The following is a 24,490-nucleotide window of genomic DNA, read 5'->3' on the forward strand; positions in this document are numbered from 1 at the left end:
GCAACTGCCTTTTTGTTCAGTTTTGGAGAAGAAAAAACCGTATATTTTATAAATAACTATCAGCGCCACCGATAGTCCTACTAATGCAACTATTATTTCTTGAAACATCTTTATTTCCTTTCTTTTTACTGAGATCAAAGTTATGCAATTATATCGAAAAAGGGCGTTAATGAAGGGTTAAAAGAAATAAAAAGCCTCCAAATTCAGGATTTGGAGGCTTTTGGTTAATATAGATATATTCTCTATTAATTAGATGGTTGCGGCAATACTGATAACGTATTATAGTCTGTTTCAAGTCGTGGAGTACTCCAAACCCATCCGTTATTTGCATCTGTTGCTATCTTAACAGCCAAATCTGAAATAAAGCTACCGCCAGTCGCTCTATCGGCTCTGGAGACAGGACGATTCGTCCTTTTCAAATCAAACCAATCGAATCCTTCCCCCCAAAGTTCAATAGTACGATATTTCCATATCTCTTCTAACAAATCCTGTCCGGTGTTAGTCGTATTATAATTTGGATCACGACCACTTGTTTTGTTCAATGCGATCATCAGCTTTTGAGCATCTGCATCTTTAGATGGATTCTGACGAACGAGTGCTTCGGCTTCTATCAGATACATCTCAGAAGATCTGAAGTGACAGGTATTACCTACACCCGGTAAGTCATTCGCCTGAATCTTAAAATGCATATAATTATATGTTATGGCATTTGACGGAAGTTTTGAATATGCAGATCTGATCTTTGCATCTACAACTTTCCCTGCTTCTGTTTTCACATTGATTTCACTTGGAGGAGTTGTCGCATCCCCCGGATAATACCACCAGTTGCGTCTCACGTCAGTCTCAGGTATTTGGGCATATAATTCTTTAGGAATACACATTGGATAAAGCCTTACTATGGAACCAGATGAATTATAAGCTATATATGACTGATAAGAATAATAGTAGAGATTCTGTTCTGAACCGCCATAAGATCCCCATATCCATTCGCTTGTAGGGTCTGAGAAACCAGCCAGCATCTCTCCATTACTCATTAAAGGGTAGTCTGCTCTCGCCGCAGCAGCCATCGTAGCTGCTGTTGCAAAATCTTCGCGCGTCAAAGCCGCACGAGCGTAAATCGCACGAGCTGCATTAATAGTCATGTCATAAAACTCACTACTTCCTTTTTTTGATTCACCAAAATAGATTATCGCCTGATCCAAATCTTTGTACACTCGATCATACGTTTCTTTTAGTGTAGAGAACGGCATATCATTCTCTGTAACAGACTCTAAGCGAAGAATCATTCCTTGAGAGGTTCCTCCATTACTATCACTCCAACGCTTACAATATAGTTGCGAAAGCATAAAATAACTATATGCTCTATACGTTAAGGCTCTGGCTTTTATCTCTTTCTTATCCTCTTCCGAACCTTCTGCAGCATCCACATAATCCAATATTGTATTTGCATCTCCGATCAGGCGATAATAATAATACCATGGATAGTACAAATAAATACTGGTAAGATTGGTCATGTACTGTTGATTAATGATTGCAGCCCATCCTGGAAGATCTTTCACAAAGTTGTTCCCAGGATATTCTCCATACCAAAGTTTTATAGTACCCTCACCGTTAAGCCCCTGACTACCAAGATACTGCTTAGCTGTCAGCAAATTCAAACCATTTACGGCAAAGTATGCGTATTCTGTTGTACTGAATACAACTTCTTTAGCGACTGTATCATATGGGTCTGTATTTAACGAATTATTACACGAAGGGTATAATAACCCAACACATACAACAAGTATTATGTATATATATTTTTTCATATTCTCAGTATTTTTATTATAGGGTAATATTTAATGAGAAGGAGAATGTTCTAGCTGGCACAAACTGATAATCAGATTCCCCATTAAACGAACGCTGTGGATCAAACCCTTTACGCTTCGTAAAATAGGCAAGATTTTCGATATTCGCCCCAATAGTCAAACCGTTCAAATCAAGCTTATTAGTAATAAATTTAGGGAAGTTATAACTTAGACTCACATTTTTAAAATAAAAGTATGAAGCATTAGTCAGAAAACGAGTAGATATAGCGGAATGGTTATAAGCATTCTTTGTATTATTAAGAGCCGGAACCCCATTTTTATCTATCCTATTTGATGAAGTTTCTGTCAGTCCAACAGGCACTCCTGTCCACGCTTTTGCCAGATCCTTATGTACAGCACTTGGAGTCGCACCCATTGACATATAATCTGCGTAATTTCCATCCACAGCCTTCCCTCCTATACCATAAGTACATAGTACAGATAAGCTGAAATCTTTATATGCTAATGAAGTCTTTATACTACCATATGCATCAGGAATTGCTGACCCAGAATTCTCACGTAATGCATAACTAGCCTGCGTAGTGTATTTCTTCCCTTGTATTTCCACATAACGCTTTGCGTTTATCGCTGCTTTTTCCTGTGCAGGATCAAGATAATATAAAGATTCTCCTGTCATTTGGTCTACTCCTGCCCATTGGTACAAATAAAGATCATAGCGGCTTAGGCCTTCTTTCCATCTACTCCATCCGTTGATTTGTCCATTTTTAGACATCTGGTCAGTAAGTTTGGTAATCTTATTTTTCAAGAATGTCACATCTGCTCCCAGATTCCATGTCCAATCTCTATTTTTTATAACATCTCCATCTAATGCCAATTCAAATCCATAGTTTTTCATCGTTCCGGCATTCATTCTTACAACAGGTGATGCTGGTGTAGAGCTTGTAACAGATCCTGAAGACAACGGTTTTACAACATCAAGCAACAAATCTTCATTAACCTTACTAAAATAATCAAACGAGAAGTTTATACGATTAAATAATCGAGTATCCAAACCTACAGAAAAACTCTTCATCGCCTCCCATGTGAGCGTTGGCTCTGAAATCAAAGATCTAAATACAGCACCTGTACCCCCATTAAAATCTAATGAATATTGATCTTGATACATCTGATAGTTTCCATTTATTGAAGGGTCGAAACCTGTATTACCTACCTCACCATAGGATATTCTGGTTTTCAGCATATTAACCCATCTCAAATCAGACATAAATGCCTCTCTTGAAATAATCCAACTGGCTCCGGCCGACCAAAATCCACCCCAACGAGTATCTTTATGGAACATAGAAGTACCATCGCGACGATACGACCCTTCTACGAAATATTTTTCATCATAATTATAACGTATACGTCCCAAATAACTTTCGAGATTATACCTTGCTCTGTATGAGTCTAATGCATTAGTAGTTGAGAAATTTACGAAATCGGTAAGATTAGGTAAACTTTCTCCTTGTTTAAATAGATATTTATAATCACGAAACCAGCTATTATATTCATGAACCAATACAGCATCAAGGTTATGTACATCTTTGAAAGTTCTTGCCCAACTCAATTGCTGAGAAGTGGTATATTCCTTAAAATCATAATCATACAGATAAGATCTTCCTACTCCGGCACCATCACCAATTATAGAGTTACCATATCGTGTGTCTGCCGATGTCCTTATTGACATATTTCCTTTTACCAAGAATTTAAAATCATTAAGGAACGAAAATTCCATAAATGGCTCAATCGTTGTTCTATTGGTTTTTACCTCATACTTATTCAGTTGGTTTTCCCAGATAGCATGTCTTGCCGTATATTGAGGTCTTCTGTTTGCTTCTCCAGTATCATATTGCTTATTGCCATCGACATCCAATATATAATCCCCTGTTTCCATATTATGCAAATGCACAGGATATATAGGAGACATAGTCCGAGCGTTATAGAATACATTTACATAAGAATTACCTCCATCACCAACGGTCCTGTGACGTTTTTCATAGGTCCCTGATAATGTCAATCCCGTTTTCAACCACTTACGAGGAGAATAAGATGCATTAATTCGACCAGTAAGACGCTCATAGTCTGATGTTTTCACATATCCTTTTTCATTAAGGTAACCAAAAGAATAAAACAAGCTTAATTTATCTGTAGCCACAGAACCACTTAAATTATAGTCTTGACGATAGCCTGTTCTTTCCATATCCTTAAACCAATCTAAGTCACCTGCAATACCCGGTAATATTTTTGCATTAGGATTAAAAATACCATCTTCGTCAAATAGTTCATCATTTGGAACATCATATATATTATAACGTAAAATACTTGAGATAATACCGGTATTAGCTAAAGCATTTGCCTCCTCCATTGATAAATTCGGGCGGCTAGTCATTAAACCATTACGGTAGCTAGTCCAAGATGCCTGCATAAATTGATCAGCTCCCATACGATCATATTCTGGCATTGCTTTATTAGTAATACCCTGACGAATAGAAACCGTCATTGACCCCTTCGATCCGGCCTTCGCTCTTTTTGTTGTTATCAAAATAACCCCATTAGCACCACGACTACCGTATAATGCTGTAGAAGCCGCATCTTTCAACACTGAGATATTTTCGATATCATCAGGATTGATATTAGCAATATTTCCTGTGTAGGTAGATCCATCTAGTATAATAAGTGGATCATTAGCACCAACCAGCGAGGAGAAACCACGTATACGAATAGTTGGAGCTTGTCCCGGCTCTCCGAAAGAGCTGCTTACCTGTATACCTGTACCCATACCTTCGAGAGCCGATCCAACATTCGAAACCGGACGTTTCACAATATCAGATGCAGAAATAGCTGATACAGATCCGGTCAATGCTTCCTTCTTCGATACACCATAAGCAACAACAACCACTTCATCCAAAATTTGGTCATCATTGGCCATTATTACTTTCATACCCTGTGTAGCTCTGGCTTCTACGGTTTTCATACCAACCAGAGTAAATACCAACGTATTACGCCCATCCGGCACATTTATCGAAAAATTACCATCAAGATCCGTTACGGTACCAACAGTAGTTCCTTTCACTACAACCGAAGCGCTAATAACAGGCTCTTGGTTACTGTCTACAACAGTACCACTAACCCTTGTTGTCTGCGCTACGATAAATCCCACGCTCAATAATAAGCAGGAGAGAATTAACATCACTCTTTTATTCATACAAACACTACTTTATTAAAATTAAAACAACTTCAATATATTAATATTATGATTATTCTCTGATTACACTTTGTTGTTTTATAGTGACTTTTAGCATCACTTTGCTTTCCAATATGCAAATTTATACATTTTTCACGAAAAAACAAACCTTAGATTAAATTATATAAATTTTGACATTTTGAAAGCCAGAAAGGGTATTACAATCATTATATATGTTAATTAAAGCCCAAATGTGTTAATTAAAGATCACATTGAAAGGCTTATGGCATTTTTTAGGATTAAAAGTCAAAACACATAGCATACAATTCGTCTTAAAAGGGTCAAGATTTAACACTTTTCTCTCTCACATACATCAAACAAAAGAAAAGACACTATTTATTGATATTTTCACAATATCAAACAACAAAGATCAACACATCAATTACATATGAACACAAAAATGCAACAAACTACAACAAACTTCCAATTTGATAGACCAAGAATGATACAATCCAAGCTAACAACGTTGTATAGATAATACTAAAAATACCCCATTTCCATGAACCGGATTCCTCTTTTATTGCAGCGATAGTTGCGACACAAGGAAAGTAAATAAGCACAAATAGTAGCAAACTGACAACAACCAAAGGCGTAAAGGCAGGAGTACCATCAACCTTCGTATCACTAAGTAAACGAACCTCAAGAGACTCCTGATTTTCCGGATCTCCGGTATACAGAACACCCAATGTACTCACCACAACCTCTTTAGCTGCCATACCCGATAGCAGGCTGACACTGATCTTCCAGTCAAATCCGAGCGGACGCATTACAGGTTCTATGGTTTTACCGATGCGACCGATATATGACTCTTCCTGATGAGCTATATTTCGATGATCCTCAACACCTTCTATCTGTTCTTGTTTAGCTGTTTCATCTATCTGCTTAGTATCGAAATGGGCTTCTATCATTGCTATCTGATCATCGAAAGCGGCCTCTCTAACCTCGTTTCGCGGAAAATATCCCAGAAACCAGATAATAATAGAAGCTATAAGTATCACCCCTCCCATCTTGCGAAGGTACTGTCGCGACTTATCCCACATATGAATCAAAACCGCACGTACAGTAGGCATACGATAAGGCGGCAATTCCATAACAAACGGCGTATCTTCTTTTGGGAAAAGGAAGCGCTTGAATACTCGTGCCGAAACGACAGCAATCAATATACCTGTAAAATAAAGCCCGAACAGCACAAAACTGGCATATGACTTAAAGAATACACCGACAAATAACAGATAAACCGGCAATCGCGCACTGCACGACATAAACGGATTGATCAGCATTGTTATCATACGGCTATTGCGGCTCTCAATAGTCCTTGTTGCCAGAATAGCCGGCACATTACACCCGAATCCCATTACCAATGGTATGAAAGATTTACCATGCAGTCCCATCTTGTGCATTACTTTATCCATTATAAATGCAGCTCGGGCCATATAGCCCGAATCTTCCATAAAGGAAATAAATGCATACAATATCAATATATTAGGCAGAAATACGATAACACCTCCTACCCCGCCTATCACACCGTCTACAATCAGATCTTTGAGCATGCCTTCCGGCATTATACCTCTGATAAAGTTCCCGAGCAAAGCCACTCCGTTCTCTATCCATTCCATTGGATAGCCACCCAACCGGAAAGTGCATTCGAACATGACCCACATAAAGAAGAAAAACAGAGGGAAACCCAGATACTTATTAGTTACGATGGAATCGATTATACGTGTACGCTCCGATTCGTTCGTCTTTTCCTTCAGAGTCTCCTTCAATCCTCCGGCAATAAACCCGTAACGGGCATTGGTCAGAGCCGACTCAGTATCTTCTTTGAGAGTTTCCTCTACATATTTTACCTCAGTATCCCTTACATCAAATATTCCTTTACTGTTAGACAAGGAGGAAACATAAGACTCGATATCCCTATCCTTTTCTAATAACTTAACCGAAATATAACGACGCGGGAAAACCAGCTTGTCAGCTTTACTTTTCTCCAGTTGTATATTCAACTTGCTGATAGAGTTCTCTATGGTATTACCATAATATATATGTACACGACGGACAATAGGCTCCTTATCTTCATAAATACGTATAACAGAATCAAACAATTCATTTATACCGACTCCCGATTTTGCCACAGTGGGCACCATCGGTATCCCTATCATCTTCGACAACTTCTTATAGTTGAACTCACTGCCGCTTCCGAGCAGTTCGTCATACATATTAAGGGCGATAACAACAGGTACTTCCATATCGATCAGTTCCGTTGTCAGATACAGATTTCGTTCGAGATTGGATGCTGCAACTATATTGATCACCACGTCGGGTTTGTCATCTACAATGTGGCTTCTCACAAACAATTCTTCGGGGGTATATGCCGAAAGGGAGTATGTACCGGGTAAGTCCACAATCCTGAAAGTGTAGCCGCCATGCTTAAACTTACCTTCTTTAGAATCGACTGTCACCCCTCCATAATTTCCGACATGCTCGTGTGCGCCGGAGGCGATATTAAACAGAGACGTCTTCCCTGCATTGGGATTACCAACTAATGCGACTGTAATAACTTTCTTCCCCTCATCCTGAGATTTCACCGGTTGCGACTTCCTGATATCTTCAACTAACATTTCGTTCGCCTCAGAATCGAAACTATGATGCAATGAGGCAACTTCAGCCTTCTTCGACAAGTCGGGATATACAACTTCTATCAGCCTCGCTTCGCTACGGCGAAGTGAGACCTCGTAGTCCATTATTTTATATTTGATGGGATCCTTTAATGGTGCATTCAGGATTACCTTTATCGTTTTCCCTTTTATAAACCCCATTTCAAGGATACGTTTGCGAAATGCCCCGCTACCGTTAACGCGGACTATAATACCCCTTTCTCCCGTTTTCAGATCGGATAAAAGCATACCTAAGATTCTCTTTAATTCAGGGTACAAAGATGCGCAATTTTTGCCACATACACACAACAAACACTCCCTATTATTTAGAACGAATATAAAAAAGAACGCTTTAGTTTTCCAGAGGAAAAATGGAGAGTTCATCATCCAACAACAATAAAGTAAGCTCACAAACATAAACTTCATCCCATCAATCTTAAAGTTCATCTGATTATATTCGTATTCCCATCTTGTTTATCCGTATTTTTGTACACTATACAAATCATATATCTAATGATAAAATATCTGATAGTAGAAGACGAACGTTTCGCCTATGAAGAAATACAGCGAATGACAGGGCGCTTACGCCCCGGCTATCAACTTACAGCCCGAACTGAAACAGTCCGCGAAACCATCCAATTCCTGAAAACCAATACCCCCGATCTGATCATATTGGATATCCATCTGGCAGATGGCAGCTGCTTCGAAATATTTGAACAAATCGAAGTTTCAACTCCTATAATATTCACTACAGCCTATGATGAACATGCCATCCAAGCATTTAAGGTCAACAGCATCGATTATCTTCTGAAACCTATCGAAGAGGCAGATTTACTTGCGGCACTGAACAAATACGAGCAACTACACTCTGCCAAGCAACCCGATACCGACTATAAGAGACTGCAAGAAACACTGATAGGTAATTACAAAAGGAATCGTTTCCTGACTCAAATAGGTGATACATACCACCATATCGGTATAAATGAAATCGCATTCTTTTACAGTGAAGATAAAGTCACATTCCTGCACACATTTGCTGACAAACGATATATTATAGACTATACATTAACCCAAATAGAAGGCCAGCTGGATAACAAAACATTTTTCAGAGTATCGCGCAATTGCATAGCTAATATTAGTTCCATCAGAAAGATCTCCAAATACTTTAATAGTCGTCTGAAGCTAAGCTTCCAGCCGGAGTGCCCGCACGAAATATTAATCAGCCGCGAACGAGTTTCCGATTTTCTGAAATGGGTAGATGGCATTATCTAAACACTTTGCAATGAATAAAAAACATATACTCCTGTTTATTCTGATAACCGCACTAATCCAACTAATGTGTCAGGCTGCGTTTATGTTATTGAATGCGGACTATACTAAACAAGATTTCTTGTTTCAATATCTGATAAACCTCCCTGCGTCCATTTTTATAGGAGCGATAGATTTCCTTATCATTAACACCGTCTATAAGAGACTGAGGTTGAAAGACAATGCTATCCGCGTTCTGACCGATCTGGTAATAACATCTTTGTTCGTTATAGCCTTTGCTATTATCGGGAACTATATTCTTTCGCCATTGAATATATTCGATTATATTACCAGACTTGCGCTCTCCCTGATAGTTTGGAATACTATCATGGTCTTACTCATCGAGATATTTTTCTACAACCAGAGGCAAGCCGACACCGAAAAAAGGCTGGCAATAGCCGAAAAAGAAAAAATACAATACCAATACGAGACACTAAAGGCTCAGGTTAATCCTCATTTCCTGTTCAACAGTCTGAATGTACTTTCATCACTGGCATACGAAAGCCCCGACAAAACAAATCTCTTTGCTAAAAAGATGTCCGGTGTTTACCGCTATCTGTTATTAACCAATGACAAACCTATAGTTACCCTAAAAGAAGAACTCTCGTTTCTGGAATCATATATATTTCTGGAACAGGTACGTTTCGAAGATGCGCTTCATATCGAAATAATTAAAGATGACAACTCAAGCTTAAATAAATACATAATACCCGTCAGTTTACAGTTGATAGCCGAAAATGCAATAAAGCACAACATCACAACTAAAGACTCTCCGCTCACTATCCGGTTTCATATCACAAGCGAAAATATAATTATATCCAACAACCTTCAGCTACGGAGTTCGGTAGATAAAGGTGGTGTAGGGCTAAGTAACCTGCAAAAACAATATTCCCTACACAATAAAATCATTGATATAACTCAGTCCGATACTGAGTTCATTGTGAAAATTCCATTTATAAGCAGTCTGTAATTTTAACTAAAACCTTACACTTCTTACAAATTTTGTATTGTTTTATTGCTTGCTTTTCCCGTAGGGGCATCCCTTGCAGGTGCCTGCCTATATAATCAACGGGCAGGGACAAGCCGCTGCCCCTACAGTTCCATCCAACTTTTTAACTAAAGCCTTACAAAACTTACATCTTTTCTCCCATTTTGGCTTCGCCGTTTTTCTTCAAAGATCGCTTTTCTATCAATCGGATATAAGATTTTACGCCCCTACCTTTATAATTTATAACTCATACGAATCAGTAGTCGGAATTAATTGTTCAATTTGTATAACCTTAATCTTAGTCTGGAGTTAATAGATTTAGCTCATGACTAACGCGCACTCTCGTGCTTGTTTTTACTTTTTCATTGCCAAAAAGTAAACAAAAGTCTAGTGCTTCGCTCCTCTGCGACCTGTCAACGGTTTGACGGCTGAAGGGGACAAACGGGCTATCGCCCCATCCCCTTCTACGCCGCCTGCACCGGACAGGTGCCCGCTTGCGGAGCTAATGCACAGAGTCGCACGCGCCGACAAGACAGGATAATCATCACCCAATCGTGCGTTAGTCCCGCGCCGTTAGCTTTATGGACGGGGCACCCGTAGGGTGAGAAAGGCGTAAAACAAAAACGTGTTTGAGCTTAGCCGTTGGTTCGTATAAATCATAAATAAGCATTTTTCTCACTATATCTTAAAATATTTTTTAGTCTCAGTCGTCTTCAATAGTAGAGAGCTCTTAGTAAAAAATAGATTGTAAAATGTAAAACAAAAAAGAATTATAGCAATGAGAGAATTTGGAATGGGATTTTTCGGAAGAAACCCTTTTGATAAAGATGCAAGAAATAAAATGAGAGAAGAATGGTCTAAAATGACCGACAGTGAAAAACTGGAGTTTATGAACAAGCGTATGGAAGGCTTTGACAAATGCGAAGGCCGTTTCTCTGTAGAAGCTATAGATGCCCGCTGCGAGGAATGGATGAAGATGTCGGATAATGAAAAACAGGCATTTGTCGATGAAAAGAAAAAAGCTTTCGAAAGCCGGATGCAAAGCATGCACAATATGCATGGACATTTCGGTTTCGGACGATAATAAACAAAATAATAATGAAAAGCCGGTTGTATAATACTATTGCAACCGGCTTTCTTAGATTAAGGATATATTATTTCTTATTGGTCAGTTATTTCTGATATTTCATTCGATTCATAAACATGATAGCCTACCGTTCCCTGCTGTGCGACGGCATACATAGCCTTAGCAACAGTTTTAGATTTTATCGGGCGGTATTTTCTGAGCTTACCAAGCAGCAGGAATGAAAATATTTTAAGAATAAACCCACCTATTTTTTCCCCTGCGCGAAATTCTTTCCTGTTACCATCGAGAAAGGAGGGGCGGAAGATGGATACAGACTGAAAAGCAAGTTTTCTGAGTTCTTCTTCGCAGCGTCCTTTTGTCCGCAGATAAAAGTTGCCGGACTGGATATTTGCTCCTATCGAGGATATGATGGAAAATTGTTTTATCCCTTTTTGTACGGCTACTTTTGCAAACTGTACAGGATATTCGAGGTCTACCTTCTCGAATGCAGCTTCGCTTCCTGCTTTTTTGATGGTAGTACCCAGACAGCAGAACATATCGTCCCCTTCCATTAGTTCTTCGTACGAATCGGGATTGTCAAAATCTACAATGTGCTGTGTCAGTTTAGGATGCGATATTTTGGTGCTTTTACGTACAAAACTAATAACCTTGTCGTAGGCATCGCCTGCAAGCAGTGTTTTTAGCAGGTGTGTGCCTGTTAGCCCTGTACTTCCTATTATAATTGCTGTTTTTGCCATTTATTCAAATTAATAGTTTCTTGATATATCTATATCAATAATAGTGCCAGTTTATATTTTGATTGATATGATGATTTCCCGAATCAGTGAGTTATGTAATATAATATTTAATGATAATGTAATATACGATGATAGCTGTCAGGATATATATAATAATAGTCAGCAATATGGTTGCGATCACAATGTATAACATTTTCGGCTTATCCGGTCTTGCCTTTCTGCCTAATATCCATCGGGAAAGGAAAAAAGAAGGTATAGCTATAATTAATAGTGCGATGATAATATCGAAAGAAAAATCAAACGATAACGCTCCGTCGTTGCCAATGATAATATCCATTAATTAGTATTTCTTTAGTAACTAAATTGTTTTACATACCGGCTTTTATAACCTCATATACTTTGCCATCTTCAAAATGAATAAGTAGCCAGTAGCGATCTATAGCTGATTGATTGCCCAAATCGTATCTAATTCCAAAACTGAAATAATTAACCGTATCATTTCCTAATATGGCTACTACCTCTTCTTTGGTTTTTCCGATGAGTAGTTGATTGTCTACAATCTGATTTGCATATTCAGTACGTTTTTCTGCATACTTATGCCAGTTTTCACTTGAAAATTCTTTAGAGGAGTCTTCTATTAAATAACTATCAACTACTAATGTTATTATTAATCCTATAATCAGAATGAAAGGAATGGATATAAGTGTCTGAAAAAATACATTAATCATGTTTGGTCTGAATGGTGCATCTTTCTTTTTGGATATTTTCCACCATATGGCCGGACAAATAAGAATAAGTAAGGCGGTAATCACTATCCCACTGACCCAAACGATATGTTGTAAAGCATTAGTATCCATACTTATACAGATTGGTTTCGAATTCAAATGTAAATATTTATTCCAAATCTACAACTGTAATGCCCGAACCTCCAAACTGTACGTGTTCGTCCTGATAATTGCTGACACCCGATGCCGAACGCAGGTAATCGCGGATAATCTGGCGCAAAGCTCCTGTTCCTGTTCCATGTAGTATGCGCACACGCGACATACCTACAAGTATGGCATCGTCGATGAAGTACATGACGGCTTGCAGGGCTTCGTCGCCACGCATACCGCGCACATCTATATCCTGCCTGAAGTTCAGCTTCTTTTCACGCATATCACTGCTAACGGCTGCGCCTACAAGGGTAGTCTTAGTTTCGCGTTTTACCTGATTCTTACTTACATACTCTAATGTATCCAGTTTTACGGTCGACTTTATCATACCGAAAGCTATTGTTGCATTATTTTTCTGTATATCGAGTACCTGCCCCACAGATGTTTGCCCTTTGATGCGCACATTGTCGCCGATGGCAATAGTATGTTGTTTCTGCTTTTCGGGTAGCTTATCCTTTTGCTTTTTATTCTTTTCCTTGTCTTTCAGTTTCTGTATTTTGCGTGCTATCTTATCATCGGCTATACCGTCTTCGTTAGCTAGCCCTTCTCTGAATTCACCTAAAGCCTGACGAGCAAGCTTTGTCTTCTCTTTATCAGCCTGAGATTCGCGGATAGTGCGTATTGTATTTTCTATCTTCGCATTGGCTTCTGACAGGATGCGTTCGGCTTCGGTTTTTGCCTGACGGACGATCTCTTTTCGCTGTTTCTCTACTGATAAGAGGTCGGTTTCATATGTTTCCGTTATTTCTTCCAACCGCTTCTCTTTCTGGCGAATGTTCTGTCGTTTGCTTTCCCAATAGCGTTTGTCACGCACAATATCTTGCAGGTACTTGTCCATATTGATATAGTCACTGCCAACAATCTCAGAGGCATCGGCAATTACATCTTCGGGTAAGCCTATCTTGCGTGCAATCTCTATGGCGAACGAACTGCCCGGATTACCTATAGCCAGTGTAAACAACGGCTGCATCAGGTGGCGGTCGTACAACATGGCTCCATTTATAACACCTTTGTTCTCATTGGCAAAGTGTTTCAGATTCTGATAGTGAGTAGTAATGACCCCAAAAGCACCTTTTTCATTGAAGCGTTTGAGTAACGATTCGGCAATAGCCCCGCCAATTTGCGGCTCGGTTCCACCCCCGAATTCGTCTATCAGCAGAATGGTTTTCTTGTCGCAATTTTTGACAAAGAACTTCATGTTAGTCAGATGCGAACTGTATGTACTCAGGTCGTTCTCGATAGACTGCTCATCACCTATATCTATAAATATATTCTCGAATATACCCACTTTGGAGTTTTCTGCTAACGGGATCGGTATTCCGCATTGCACCATATACTGAAGGAGTCCTACAGTTTTGAGGCATACGGATTTTCCTCCGGCGTTAGGCCCCGATATAATGAGCAGGCGGTTGTCGTCTTCCAGTTCTATATCCAGCGGTACTATTTGCTTGTTCTGTTTACGGTGCGATATAAATAGGAGAGGGTGTTTAGCTCTGTACCAGCGTATCAGCGGCTTGTCCTCCATGTCGGGTTTTATGGCATTGAGGTCTATTGCAAATGTAGCTTTAGCCCTGATAAAATCTATCATTGCCAGAAACTCATATGACTGAATAATCTCGGGGACTAACGGGCGCAACAGGTCGGTGAATGCGATCAGTATTTTTATGATTTCGCGCCGTTCTTCACTTTCCAGTTCACGTATGCGATTGTTTGCTTCCACTACTTCTGCCGGTTCTATAAATACGGTCTTTCCCGAAGCCGATTCGTCATGTACTATTCCCTTTATCTTGCGCTTAAAGGCAGGGGCTACAGGTATTACAAGCCGCCCGTCACGCATAGTCGGCGTTACGTCCTTTTCTACAAGCCCCTCGCTTTGAGCCGAACGCAGTATGGCATTCAGGCTTTTAGATATGCCTCCCGAAATGTGGGCTATGTCTTTGCGTATGCGGTTCAGTTCGGGCGAAGCATTGTCTTTTATACGCCCGAATTTGTCGAGGATATTATCTATCTTACTTATCAGTTGTGGAAATACAACTACTTCTCCGGCCAATGCATAGAGGTGCGGATAAGGTGTGTTCTCTTCATCTTCTTTTTTCAGGAAGCTTACTATATCGCGAATTGTCTGTAGCGAACGGCGAAGGTCGAATAATGCCGATTCGTCTATCCATGTACCTTCTACTCTGATGTTTCGCAGGGAAGGACGTACATCCAGGAAATAGTTTGTAGGGAAATCGTCCTCTTCTTGTACTATGCGGATAAATTCCTCAGTTTGGGATAGTGCTTCTGTTATATATGTGTAGCCGGCAGAGAAAGACATTTCCTCTACCTGTTCTTCTCCAAGTGGACTCAGGCATCTGGCTGTGAGTAGCTGGCGTATCTTGTCGAATCCAATTTTTGATTCGAAATTCTCAGGATAAATCACGATCTTTTATTATTTTAGCGTACAAAGATAACAATTTGAGTAATTTTAAATGGCTCTTTGGAAGATTTAAGGCTGTTAGTGTTTGCATAATAAAAAGAAAATAGTATTTTTACAGCGTGAATTAATAAGTAAGCGAGAAGCATTAGTGCGTCAAAATAAAATACACAATAACAGAACTATAATAACGTTAATGCTTTACACTAACGAATAAACAGTAATAGGTTGATATTGAATATTTGTCTAATCCCACTTTGTAAACAAAGTTTTAATTAAGAATATTGACTAACTACAAAAAAATACATTTTCCATTAAATTAGATGTTGAACATTATTGAAATAATAGTGTTACAAATAATATAACATAAAACCAATGCTGCAAGGACACTTCGGATATATTGGGCATTTATTACTCCGACAATGGCTCCTTTAAGATAAGCATTCTCGTACCTAGCTTGTGAAAGTGATGTGTGGGTTTGGCCGTTGACTTACAACCTTAAAGCATTGGTTTTTTATTTCGAAAACGATCAGAATAACATATTATACGAAAAAATTGATTCCCAAAGAATATTCTGTTAGAGTATAGCCTTCGGGAATCGATCGTTTATATATAATAGAAATGGAATTTGTATTGAATTGAGTTATATAAACTGAATATTAGTTGCCTCCACTTTTAAGTGGAAGTGAAAAAGTAATACTGGCGTAAGGCTTTAGTCAAAATGGCTTCGACTAAAGTCATTACCGGTTCTTCTTACTATCCACGACTTTTAAGTCGTGGATAGTAATGCGCCTAAAAATTACATTCGATACTTTTATTGCATATAATGTCTAATAAAAAGGGAAATGCTTAGGTTCTGCGTTTCTTGGCGGGTTTGCCTTTTCTCTGTTCTTTATTCCATTTTACTAATTTGTCGTCGGTGAAAACAAGTTTATATACACCATTGTCAGCCGTTTTGTAGCCTAGTGTATAGGTGTTGTTCTGAGATGAAATGACTTCGTAGTTGTCGCCCATAATTGAAATGACTTTTTTCTTCGACATTCCTGTAGTTACCTTTTTCATATTATTATCAGTGCTTGCTATATCTTTATGGGATGCACAAGATGTTGCGATACATATAAGTATCAGGAGGATAATCTTTTTCATAATAGTTGTTTTTAGAATTTGTATTTGAATCCGATGGCGAAATAGCCGGCTGGATAGAAGTCCATATTACGGTCTTTGTCGTGAAACAGATTATTGAAGAAATCTTTGAGAGAACGTTTAGTCAGAGAAGTTGATCTTAGCCATGCTCCTCCTGCATTCATATACAGCGTCGAATGTTTACCTATTTTATATTCCGGACTGAGGTATGATTTTATGGTAAGGGAGGAATAGATCATAGATTGTCCATCGATATCCATAACCGCCGACATACCGTCCATCTCCATTGCTACCAGTTTTACCTTAAACTTATCATTGAGTTTCATGGCTCCGTAAATTTTCATTCCGTTGGAAATATTGGCTCTTACTTCGTACTTGCCCGACAGATGCCAGTTGACTACAGCAATAGGCATTACGATGGGCGGGCCAAACGAGTTGGTAAGTCCCAGTCCTATCCCCAGATCGAAATTCTTTCTTACCTTATACATAAAAATAGCTCCTCCGTTAACCAATATACTTTTTGCCCCGATTTCGTCAGGTGATGAGTATATGCCGCCACCTAAGGTGGAAACAAGCATCCATTTTTTTGATAGGGGTCTCATATATGTAATATTGATGCCGGCATTGAGTATTTTATCCGGGTTGAAGCTTGTTGCTGCTCCATCATTTTGCAGAATGCCGTATGATCCGGCAAGTGATACCATCCAGGAGGTTGGCTGCCCCAGACTATTTAGTTTTGTGGAGATGGGCAGGTCATATCTTCCTGAGATTTTGTATAGGCTGCCAGAACCCAGATTTTCCCCATCTTCGCTTTTGAATGAAGAGGGAGTCATGTATTCAGTTTTCAAATCAGCCTGTGCCTGAAGCTTTATACTTATTGCCCAAATGAATAAGATAGAGATATACAAGATTTTTTTCATCGCTTTTTATTGAAATTGATGTAAAGAAACATATATGCAGGCTTTTACGAAATATTTTACTGATGAGGTTTATAATCGGGCAGATGAAGTTTAGTTTAAGGGGAGTGGGATAAAAATGAAGAATAGAAAAATTTATCTATAAGACGGAAAGAATTATAAATTATGAGTAATGCAAATCAGTATTTGAGATTATATGTTCGTTTATTGGTTACTAGTTACTTCGCCCTTTGGGCAGTTACAAGTTACAAGTAACCCCCTTTATTTATTGTCTCCAGATCGTGCTTTAGCCCGTGCCGTTAGCTTTATGGACGGGGTACCCGTAGGGAGAGAAAGGCGTAAAACAAAAGCGTGTTTGAGCTTAGCCGTTGGTTCGTATTATGTAAAAACCATGAGCGAGTTTTTTTGTTTAGCCTTTAAGCCCTTTTACGGGTCGTGCTATGAAGCGGGGCGCTAAAGACTTTTTGATTCCTTTTGCGGCTTCTGGCAAAAGGAATACAAGCAATCTATGATTGCGCGTAGAAAGAAATCGAACGTTTATTCAATACAATAACAAATACTGATTGGCATAAATAATAGGTAGCTATATAAAACGAACAAAGGAGATCTGTATGTGATTCAGATCTCCTTTATTTTTTGAAATTAACAGCGTAGAATTGTAGTTTGTGTTAAGTTTGGATTTTTAACTCATTCAATACAAATATATGGCGAATGGATTATATGATTGTTAATTTTTATAATTTCTAACCACAAGTTTTATAATTTCTATCATCCTGCAATTGCGAGTTTGTAGAAAACAATGCTGTTATCTGTATTTATTCTGAATATCCACATATAGGCAAATTCATTTTCCGACATATATTCGGTACATTCATCAAAGCCGTTGATGATCTCAGAAATAGTTATCAATAGCCTTGTATTTATCTTTCCTTGATCCTTCTTCGATAGAAATAAGCGCAATATTCTCCTCTTCTGTTTTATTCAGTTTTATCTGTTTATTGTCGGCTATGGGTTTATACCAATGTTGTGAATTAAAGTAATCACTGAGCATTTCATTTGAAAAAACGTAACCATGACGGGCATAAATCTCATTACGTATAATAAGTAATTCTCTGTCGCATTTTTCCTTGATTACATTTTTCGACAGTACAGTCTTGTCTAGGTCATATTCCTGTGAAAAAATGCCTGTAGAGCTGATCTATAAAAGAAAGTAAATTAATATATTCTTCATGTGCATAGCTTTTTTTGAGTTAAGATGTGTAATTATTTACATTGTGCTAATGTACTGAAATGTATTTAGAGTATGTATTATTTCCCAATAACTTTATCTATACCTGAAAAGTATAAACCAATAAAAAAGATAAAGTTATGAAATACTCAGACCGTTTAGTTGAAAAAATGATCCGCCTGATAGAAGAAGACACCTACACCATCACCGAAATATGCGAAGCCCTGAAGATCAGCCGACACACCTACTATGAATGGCGGAACACCAAGCCCGACTTTCGCCGTAAGATAGACGAAGCCATAGACCGCCGCGACGATGCACTGGTAGTCATTGCCCGCAAATCGCTAAAACAAAAACTCGAAGGCTGTGTACTCACCGAAGAGCGCTGCGTGTATGAACTCGCCAGAAGCAACTCGGAAGTACAAATACTAAAAACCCGTACCGTCCGTAAGAAACAATGTCCGCCCGATCTGCGCGCCATCAAATACGTGCTCGACCGCAACGACAAACGCCGCGAAGCCGACAACAGCCCCTCGCGCCGTCCGATGATCATCAATGTACCCGACCAGCATACAGCCGACATGCTGCGTGCGATGGATGAGCCCGACTACTGGGACAAGCGTCAGAAGATGATAGACGAGAAATATGCTCCCGGCGGCATTTGGTCTGATAAAGAAAGGGTTGACGAGACCGCGTTTAAGAAGGATGAATAACAGCCCCTACCGACCTCTCCAAAGGGCATGCTTGTTATGTTCTAATTTCTTTTTAGTAACTGTTTAAATTTGATTGGCAATTTTATTTTGCATTAAGTAATACATAATATTTATTGTCGTTTTCAATTCTGTAGGGGCGAAATATCTTTCGCCCGATATAGTTGCGGGCAAAAGAATAATCAGAAGCAGTTATATGAAATGTTTTCGGTCAAATTTAAACAATTACTTAATCAGTTGGCCCCACTTTTAAGTGGAGGAATAAGGTAGATCATTACGAAATGGCTTTAGCCAAAACAGATTTTGACTAAAGTCGTTTTAGGTATTACTTCTAACCTACGCCTTAAAAGGCGTGGCAACAGGTAGAACTAAATAATCCTGCTTCTTTGAAGAGGCTTAAAAAGAGAGTAAAAAAAAATGGTAAAAAGAGTAAGTTTTGTCAGGTTTTAGTTAAAAAGGCCTCACGCAAAGATAAATACTTGTAACTTGTAACTGCCCGATAGGACGAAGTAACTCAGCACTAACTATTCCCTCACCAGTGGTAAAGTGGAGCAGCGCAGTAGCCCACCCATTTTCGATATTTCGTAGTAGGGTACAACTTCTACAGTTAGCTCCCATTGGTCGCGCATATATTGATTGAGGCGAGTAAAGCGTTCTTCGCTGACAACAACAGTGGGTGATATGGAGAACACATTGGTATTCATGTAGTACATTTCTTCGCGTGTAATGTCGAATACATTCTCTTTGCCGAAAAAGTCTACAAGGAACTGGTAATCGTTTATGTCTTTGAATCCGCCCTTGTATATAATGGCCTTGTCGTTACCGACAGGCATAAATGTGCAATCGAGGTGCAGGATTCCTTTGCGCGGATCGGTGTCATCCTTTTCCAGTTCGAGCGGGATGAAAGTCTTTTCGGAGAATAGCTCTCTCAGAAATGCAATGGCATAGGCATTAGTACGTGCGGTCTTATACTCGGGGTAGTCGCGCTCCGTATATGTACCTACGAATATGGTGTCGTTGTACAATACTACATCTCCGCCTTCCACATGGGCTTTTTCGGGCAGGTTGTATATCTTGTTGAATGCTATTTCGCTGTATATAGGGGCGTAGGCCTCCTGTTCATCGGCACGATCGGGAATGATGTTCGATGTAATGATTTTGTCGTCTATCACAAATGCCACATCGCGGGCATATACCTGATTGCAGTTAGGAAGAATGAGCGGGCGGAGGACTTCCACCCCATATTTGAGGAATACCTTTTCGAAGGCAGTCATTTCCGTTGCTATATCTTCTTCTACGGGGTACATTCCTTTCTGAACCGATTCGTAGGACTTGGCATCATAGGTTTCTTCCAACGATGGGGCTTTTCCCAACGAGTAAGGCTGTCCCAATACGACGGTTTTTAGTTGTGAAGTTTCGTTCTGTATATTTAATATCATATCTAATTAGAATTTCATCTATATACAAAGATAAGATTTTCAGCCGTTTTCGGAAATGTATCTTCCTTTTTAAGGCAGAATCGATTCTTTGCGGTAGTTTATCTTACTCTATAAACAATCCTTATTTCGATATTGTTTCAACCTGATGAGATTGAAGAAACGACAGGCGAAAGGCCTTAGCCAATACAGTTTTAGCTAAAGTTATAGTAACTGATTGTATAAGCAGGGCACAGGTATCGCATCTGCGTTTTGCCATTCATTAGCGTATTATTGTTATGAAAGGCGGAGAATTTTATCTGTATGGAAAAAGTATTTGGAATTGATAAGATGATATTTATTCCTTATTTTAGCAATACAAAATATAAGAGACATGACAAGAATAGCTATAACAGGTGCTGCCGGAAATCTGGGCGGATTACTGGCACAAGGAATGAAGGATATGGATGTAAACCTTAATCTGCTTATCCACAACAACGATGTGCCGGATGACTTGAAGCAGAGAGAGAACGTGTCGGTATTCAGAACCGATCTGGCAAAAAAGGAAACCTTGTCCGATGCCTTGAGGGGAGTGGACGTAATCGTGCATTTTGCAGGAATATTGTTTAAAGCCAATCCGGAGAAATTCTTGCCAATAACCAATACACAGTATTTCAAAAATCTGTTGACTGTAGCTGTTCGGCAAAAGGTTAAGCGCGTCATCCTTATCAGTTTTCCGCATGTAGAGGGTGAATGTACATCCGAAAATCCTGCAAAGGGTGTGCTTTCAGGTAATCCTGAATCGGCACATGCCCGTACGCGGCTGGAGGAAGAAAAACTTCTTTTTCAGTATGGGGACAAACATGGGTTCGAAGCCGTATCGTTGCGTGTAGGAATGGTATATGGCCAGGGAATACTGATGATAGATGCCGGACAATGGTTTGCCCGTCATTGGTTACTCGGTGTATGGAAGAAGCCTACAGAAATACATCTGATATCGAAACCCGATTTTGTGGATGCTACTATTGCCGCCGCTCTGAAACCGGATGTACGAGGAATATATCATGTGGGTGACGAAGGGGTGCAGACCTTACAGGAGTTTCTGGATGATATAACTGTATATAAAGGAAATCATAAGCCATGGCGGATGCCTGTGTGGATGATAATGACTGCCGCCAGAGGATTCGAACTGTTTTCGGCCTTGTTTGGTACAAGAAGCCCTTTGACCAGAGACTTTGTAAAAATAGGAATGGTTTCGTATTACGGCGATACAAGTCGTATGCGTCAGGAACTTTTGCCTGAATTGAAGTATAAGACTTATAAGGAAGGGATAGATCTTTTCTAAAAAGACAAAAGACGAATCGAGAGCGATCCGTCTTTTATCAAACAATACTTAAATGGTTTATTTATTGTCTACCATTGAGGTGAAATTTTCCTGTTGTTGGTGGTATGTTATATTCAGTATTTCAAGATATTTTTTGAACTGTTTTTGAGACAATACCGATTTAGCATTGGCAATGTTGTAATACAATGCTTTCCGAGCATCGTTCTTGCTGTTGTCTGTCAGAGCATTTACAAGCAGTTGAGTTGAGTCGTAAAATATTTTTTGCAGTTGCTCCGATTGTTCCGGACTTGCTTTTACGTAGTCAGTAACTGTGTTCTGTGTAGTTTTTTGATTCAAGCTCCACAAAACGTTGTATTCATCACCATTTTGAGCGTAAGAGCTGATACTGAAAAGCAGTACAGCAGCGAATAAAATTGATAACCTTTTCATAACCTAATTTTTTTTTGATAAAACAATCTTTAGTAAATAACAAGACATAAAAAAAGCAAAGAATTCCCATTGATATATCATGGTATTCTTTGCGTATGTCTAAATAAAACTTTAATAACCTAAATCACGATACAAATGTAAGGGTAAATTTTTAATGGCGAATCAAAATGTCATAAAAAGTTATATATAATGTTTCTATGTGATATTGACACCCTTTATAAATAGCCAGTGTTCTTTGACATAATAATCGGCTAAGCCAAATATGAGATCGGTCTTAAATGGAATAAAAAAAGAGGCTTTTTGAAAAAGCCTCTTAAGTATGATGATTGGAAATAAATTATTTCACTAATTCTTTAAATTTATATGTGATAGTATTATCTCCTACCTTTGATTCTTCACCTTCTGCATTTTTAGTATATATCTCTAAAGCACCTTTCAATGTGAAAGATATTGTTTTAGATGCCTTGTTATATTTAGCATCAGTTGAAGTCAGATTTTTAATAACAATTTTAGTCGGGTTTGAGGTTGAATACCAATCGGTGATGTATGCAGGTATTTCATTTCCTGATTTCTGCACTTCGGCTAATGTTGCAAAATCGAAAGTGTAATATGTGCCATCAGTAGATTTCTTAAAATTTGAAGTTGTAATTGGTCCCCCAATCTCATTTGGTGGTCCTACAAACAAGTTGAGTTCACCGCTGTTAGAAGTAGATGTCATAAATTGAGTTTTTGCAACTTCATCATTGTAGGGAGTGTAAGTTCCTAAAGAAAGACTGATATCAACTTTTCCATTTTGTATTCCGATGATTTCCGATTTATCATATAATGTGTAATCTACAGGAACCGGATCATCATCGCTACCGCAAGCTGTGAATGTAAATACTGTGCCTAATGTAAACAGGATAAAGAATAATTTTTTCATAACTGATTAAAATTTTTAGTTTGTGTACCTAAATCTTTTTAGTTTTTAACTCTGGCGCAAAGGTAATTCTTTTTAAGATAAAATAGCAATTCTTTCCGAATTTAAAAGGTTGTTTCACATATATTTCTTTTTTATCCGGTATAAAATTCTTACCTTTAGTGACCTTATAATCCCCTGTAACTATGGACGATGATAACTTGGTGATAGAAATAAGGCAGGAAGAGGTCAGAGACTTTCCGGCTGTTTATAACATCAACTCCAATGCATTCAACAGAAAAGACGAAGCCCGTCTGGTAGACCGCTTACGGTTGAGTGATGCATTTATCCCCGATCTTTCACTGGTAGCTATGCTCGATGCTAAAGTAGTGGGGCATATACTGTTTACGAAGATCAATATAGAGAATAACGATACTAAGGTAGAAAGCCTTGCTCTGGCTCCGGTGGCGGTAAGCCCCGATTTGCAGCGGAGAGGTATAGGCAGCAGATTGATCCGTTACGGATTGGAGAAGGCAAAACAACTAGGCTATAGGTCGGTGATCGTACTCGGACATGCCGATTACTATCCGCGATATGGATTTGAGCCGACTACCAAATGGCAGATAAAAGCACCGTTCAATGTTCCTGCAAATGCCTTTATGGGAGTAGAACTTGTAGATGGCGGCTTATCGGATGTAAAGGGCACAGTAAGGTATGCCAGAGAGTTCGAGGAGATTTGAACTGATTGATCCCTGACTAAATAAAAGAAACCGACAAAACATTAACTGTGGCTAGTGTAGTCATGCAGTTATAGAGCTGTCGGTATTATTTCTTCTATCGTTCTTAGTCGAGAATTAGTTTGCCCAGCGTTTTAGTTTAGGGAAGTATAACTTCATTTGTGCAATAGCTTCTTCTTTTGTGAATTTTTGCTCCGAGTCTTTATTGAATTCTTCTACAAACTGAGCACAACGTTCTATCATTTCGTCCATTGTGAGGTCTTTGGTGAATTTTCCGTCTTTGAAGCAATAATGACAATATTCCTGATTTGGACTTTGGTCGGCATTTGTTCCAAAATCTTCGCTGGTTTTTAGCGGCATGCCACAGCTTTGGCAAAACTTTTGATCCATGATGTTTAGTATTAGTATTATTAAATGTAGATAGTTATGCGAATATAAGTAAATCTCCCGAACCT

At 38.9% G+C, this 24,490-nt stretch carries 22 protein-coding genes; 6 read left to right on the forward strand and 16 right to left on the reverse strand.

The annotated features are described in order from the left end of the window. Positions 1-245: 245 nt before the first annotated feature. From M2448_RS02750 to feoB, 3 genes are all read right to left on the reverse strand, one after another. On the reverse strand, positions 246-1,808 hold the full coding sequence (locus M2448_RS02750; protein WP_280644750.1) for a RagB/SusD family nutrient uptake outer membrane protein: 1,563 nt from the start codon (positions 1,806-1,808) through the stop codon (positions 246-248). Between the two features lie 16 nt (positions 1,809-1,824). Next, on the reverse strand, positions 1,825-5,052 hold the full coding sequence (locus M2448_RS02755) for a SusC/RagA family TonB-linked outer membrane protein (RefSeq protein WP_280644751.1): 3,228 nt from the start codon (positions 5,050-5,052) through the stop codon (positions 1,825-1,827). 449 nt (positions 5,053-5,501) lie between these two features. Beyond that, on the reverse strand, positions 5,502-7,991 hold the full coding sequence (feoB, locus tag M2448_RS02760) for a ferrous iron transport protein B (RefSeq protein ID WP_280644752.1): 2,490 nt from the start codon (positions 7,989-7,991) through the stop codon (positions 5,502-5,504). Between the two features lie 264 nt (positions 7,992-8,255). Between feoB and M2448_RS02765 the strand changes: the two genes are divergently transcribed. Both M2448_RS02765 and M2448_RS02770 read left to right on the forward strand, forming a co-directional pair. Continuing rightward, positions 8,256-9,014: a LytTR family DNA-binding domain-containing protein gene (locus tag M2448_RS02765; RefSeq protein WP_280644753.1), complete on the forward strand. Its 759-nt coding sequence runs from the start codon at positions 8,256-8,258 to the stop codon at positions 9,012-9,014. Positions 9,015-9,024: 10 nt separating this feature from the next. Then, positions 9,025-10,020 (forward strand): histidine kinase, encoded by a 996-nt coding sequence (locus tag M2448_RS02770; protein ID WP_280644754.1) that lies wholly within the window; start codon positions 9,025-9,027, stop codon positions 10,018-10,020. Positions 10,021-10,425: 405 nt separating this feature from the next. Here M2448_RS02770 and M2448_RS02775 read toward each other — a convergent pair whose 3' ends face one another. Continuing rightward, a complete protein-coding gene (locus tag M2448_RS02775; protein WP_280644755.1) occupies positions 10,426-10,590 on the reverse strand; it encodes a hypothetical protein in 165 nt (54 codons plus the stop codon). Between the two features lie 226 nt (positions 10,591-10,816). On the opposite strand from M2448_RS02775, the gene M2448_RS02780 reads away from it, so the two are divergent. Then, complete coding sequence (locus M2448_RS02780) at positions 10,817-11,122, forward strand: hypothetical protein (protein ID WP_280644756.1); 306 nt, start codon at positions 10,817-10,819, stop codon at positions 11,120-11,122. Positions 11,123-11,199: 77 nt separating this feature from the next. On the opposite strand, the gene M2448_RS02785 is transcribed toward M2448_RS02780, so the two are convergent. The 7 genes from M2448_RS02785 to M2448_RS02815 all read right to left on the reverse strand — a co-directional run bounded on the left by M2448_RS02785 (position 11,200) and on the right by M2448_RS02815 (position 18,182). Beyond that, positions 11,200-11,862, reverse strand: a complete 663-nt coding sequence (locus M2448_RS02785) for an oxidoreductase (RefSeq protein WP_280644757.1) — start codon at positions 11,860-11,862, stop codon at positions 11,200-11,202. A 91-nt stretch (positions 11,863-11,953) separates the two neighbouring features. Then, positions 11,954-12,199, reverse strand: a complete 246-nt coding sequence (locus M2448_RS02790; RefSeq protein WP_280644758.1) for a hypothetical protein — start codon at positions 12,197-12,199, stop codon at positions 11,954-11,956. A gap of 31 nt (positions 12,200-12,230) precedes the next feature. Then, positions 12,231-12,746, reverse strand: coding sequence for a hypothetical protein (locus M2448_RS02795; protein WP_280644759.1), 516 nt, complete (start codon positions 12,744-12,746; stop codon positions 12,231-12,233). Positions 12,747-12,756: 10 nt separating this feature from the next. Continuing rightward, positions 12,757-15,219: an endonuclease MutS2 gene (locus M2448_RS02800; protein ID WP_280644760.1), complete on the reverse strand. Its 2,463-nt coding sequence runs from the start codon at positions 15,217-15,219 to the stop codon at positions 12,757-12,759. 843 nt (positions 15,220-16,062) lie between these two features. Beyond that, positions 16,063-16,359 carry a hypothetical protein gene (locus tag M2448_RS02805; protein ID WP_280644761.1) on the reverse strand — a complete coding sequence of 99 codons (297 nt, stop codon included), beginning with the start codon at positions 16,357-16,359 and terminating at the stop codon, positions 16,063-16,065. Positions 16,360-16,370: 11 nt separating this feature from the next. Beyond that, entirely contained in the window at positions 16,371-17,276 is a 906-nt protein-coding gene (locus M2448_RS02810; RefSeq protein WP_280644762.1) for a DUF6268 family outer membrane beta-barrel protein, read from the reverse strand. A 765-nt stretch (positions 17,277-18,041) separates the two neighbouring features. Next, entirely contained in the window at positions 18,042-18,182 is a 141-nt protein-coding gene (locus M2448_RS02815; RefSeq protein ID WP_280644763.1) for a hypothetical protein, read from the reverse strand. A gap of 459 nt (positions 18,183-18,641) precedes the next feature. On the opposite strand from M2448_RS02815, the gene M2448_RS02820 reads away from it, so the two are divergent. Next, on the forward strand, positions 18,642-19,214 hold the full coding sequence (locus M2448_RS02820; protein WP_280644764.1) for a phBC6A51 family helix-turn-helix protein: 573 nt from the start codon (positions 18,642-18,644) through the stop codon (positions 19,212-19,214). 521 nt (positions 19,215-19,735) lie between these two features. Here the strand turns inward: M2448_RS02820 and M2448_RS02825 are convergent. Together M2448_RS02825 and M2448_RS02830 are read right to left on the reverse strand one after the other, a co-directional pair. Continuing rightward, a complete protein-coding gene (locus M2448_RS02825) occupies positions 19,736-20,650 on the reverse strand; it encodes an arginine deiminase-related protein (protein ID WP_280644765.1) in 915 nt (304 codons plus the stop codon). Positions 20,651-20,771: 121 nt separating this feature from the next. Continuing rightward, entirely contained in the window at positions 20,772-20,906 is a 135-nt protein-coding gene (locus tag M2448_RS02830; protein ID WP_280644766.1) for a hypothetical protein, read from the reverse strand. 114 nt (positions 20,907-21,020) lie between these two features. On the opposite strand from M2448_RS02830, the gene M2448_RS02835 reads away from it, so the two are divergent. Next, positions 21,021-21,971 carry an NAD(P)-dependent oxidoreductase gene (locus M2448_RS02835; RefSeq protein WP_280644767.1) on the forward strand — a complete coding sequence of 317 codons (951 nt, stop codon included), beginning with the start codon at positions 21,021-21,023 and terminating at the stop codon, positions 21,969-21,971. Between the two features lie 57 nt (positions 21,972-22,028). Here M2448_RS02835 and M2448_RS02840 read toward each other — a convergent pair whose 3' ends face one another. Both M2448_RS02840 and M2448_RS02845 read right to left on the reverse strand, forming a co-directional pair. Next, positions 22,029-22,400 (reverse strand): hypothetical protein, encoded by a 372-nt coding sequence (locus M2448_RS02840; protein WP_280644768.1) that lies wholly within the window; start codon positions 22,398-22,400, stop codon positions 22,029-22,031. 337 nt (positions 22,401-22,737) lie between these two features. Beyond that, on the reverse strand, positions 22,738-23,322 hold the full coding sequence (locus M2448_RS02845; protein ID WP_280644769.1) for a hypothetical protein: 585 nt from the start codon (positions 23,320-23,322) through the stop codon (positions 22,738-22,740). Positions 23,323-23,504: 182 nt separating this feature from the next. Between M2448_RS02845 and M2448_RS02850 the strand changes: the two genes are divergently transcribed. After that, complete coding sequence (locus tag M2448_RS02850; RefSeq protein ID WP_280644770.1) at positions 23,505-24,038, forward strand: N-acetyltransferase; 534 nt, start codon at positions 23,505-23,507, stop codon at positions 24,036-24,038. A 114-nt stretch (positions 24,039-24,152) separates the two neighbouring features. Here M2448_RS02850 and M2448_RS02855 read toward each other — a convergent pair whose 3' ends face one another. Then, the gene (locus tag M2448_RS02855) at positions 24,153-24,425 is read right to left on the reverse strand and encodes a zinc ribbon domain-containing protein (protein ID WP_280644771.1); all 273 of its coding nucleotides are present in this window, start codon (positions 24,423-24,425) and stop codon (positions 24,153-24,155) included. Between the last annotated feature and the right edge of the window lie 65 nt (positions 24,426-24,490).

Origin of the sequence: Dysgonomonas sp. PF1-14 (assembly GCF_029892965.1) — a bacterium.
In the GTDB taxonomy this organism is placed as follows: Bacteria; Bacteroidota; Bacteroidia; order Bacteroidales; family Dysgonomonadaceae; genus Dysgonomonas.

What these genes read in the sequence shown, in the direction of transcription:
- M2448_RS02750 (WP_280644750.1), bottom strand. Translation starts at nt 1,808, where the DNA reads ATGAAAAAATATATATACATAATACTTGTTGTATGTGTTGGGTTATTA.
- M2448_RS02755 (WP_280644751.1), bottom strand. Translation starts at nt 5,052, where the DNA reads ATGAATAAAAGAGTGATGTTAATTCTCTCCTGCTTATTATTGAGCGTG.
- feoB (WP_280644752.1), bottom strand. Translation starts at nt 7,991, where the DNA reads ATGCTTTTATCCGATCTGAAAACGGGAGAAAGGGGTATTATAGTCCGC.
- M2448_RS02765 (WP_280644753.1), top strand. Translation starts at nt 8,256, where the DNA reads ATGATAAAATATCTGATAGTAGAAGACGAACGTTTCGCCTATGAAGAA.
- M2448_RS02770 (WP_280644754.1), top strand. Translation starts at nt 9,025, where the DNA reads ATGAATAAAAAACATATACTCCTGTTTATTCTGATAACCGCACTAATC.
- M2448_RS02780 (WP_280644756.1), top strand. Translation starts at nt 10,817, where the DNA reads ATGAGAGAATTTGGAATGGGATTTTTCGGAAGAAACCCTTTTGATAAA.
- M2448_RS02785 (WP_280644757.1), bottom strand. Translation starts at nt 11,862, where the DNA reads ATGGCAAAAACAGCAATTATAATAGGAAGTACAGGGCTAACAGGCACA.
- M2448_RS02790 (WP_280644758.1), bottom strand. Translation starts at nt 12,199, where the DNA reads ATGGATATTATCATTGGCAACGACGGAGCGTTATCGTTTGATTTTTCT.
- M2448_RS02805 (WP_280644761.1), bottom strand. Translation starts at nt 16,359, where the DNA reads ATGAAAAAGATTATCCTCCTGATACTTATATGTATCGCAACATCTTGT.
- M2448_RS02810 (WP_280644762.1), bottom strand. Translation starts at nt 17,276, where the DNA reads ATGAAAAAAATCTTGTATATCTCTATCTTATTCATTTGGGCAATAAGT.
- M2448_RS02820 (WP_280644764.1), top strand. Translation starts at nt 18,642, where the DNA reads ATGAAATACTCAGACCGTTTAGTTGAAAAAATGATCCGCCTGATAGAA.
- M2448_RS02825 (WP_280644765.1), bottom strand. Translation starts at nt 20,650, where the DNA reads ATGATATTAAATATACAGAACGAAACTTCACAACTAAAAACCGTCGTA.
- M2448_RS02830 (WP_280644766.1), bottom strand. Translation starts at nt 20,906, where the DNA reads ATGGCAAAACGCAGATGCGATACCTGTGCCCTGCTTATACAATCAGTT.
- M2448_RS02835 (WP_280644767.1), top strand. Translation starts at nt 21,021, where the DNA reads ATGACAAGAATAGCTATAACAGGTGCTGCCGGAAATCTGGGCGGATTA.
- M2448_RS02840 (WP_280644768.1), bottom strand. Translation starts at nt 22,400, where the DNA reads ATGAAAAGGTTATCAATTTTATTCGCTGCTGTACTGCTTTTCAGTATC.
- M2448_RS02845 (WP_280644769.1), bottom strand. Translation starts at nt 23,322, where the DNA reads ATGAAAAAATTATTCTTTATCCTGTTTACATTAGGCACAGTATTTACA.
- M2448_RS02850 (WP_280644770.1), top strand. Translation starts at nt 23,505, where the DNA reads ATGGACGATGATAACTTGGTGATAGAAATAAGGCAGGAAGAGGTCAGA.
- M2448_RS02855 (WP_280644771.1), bottom strand. Translation starts at nt 24,425, where the DNA reads ATGGATCAAAAGTTTTGCCAAAGCTGTGGCATGCCGCTAAAAACCAGC.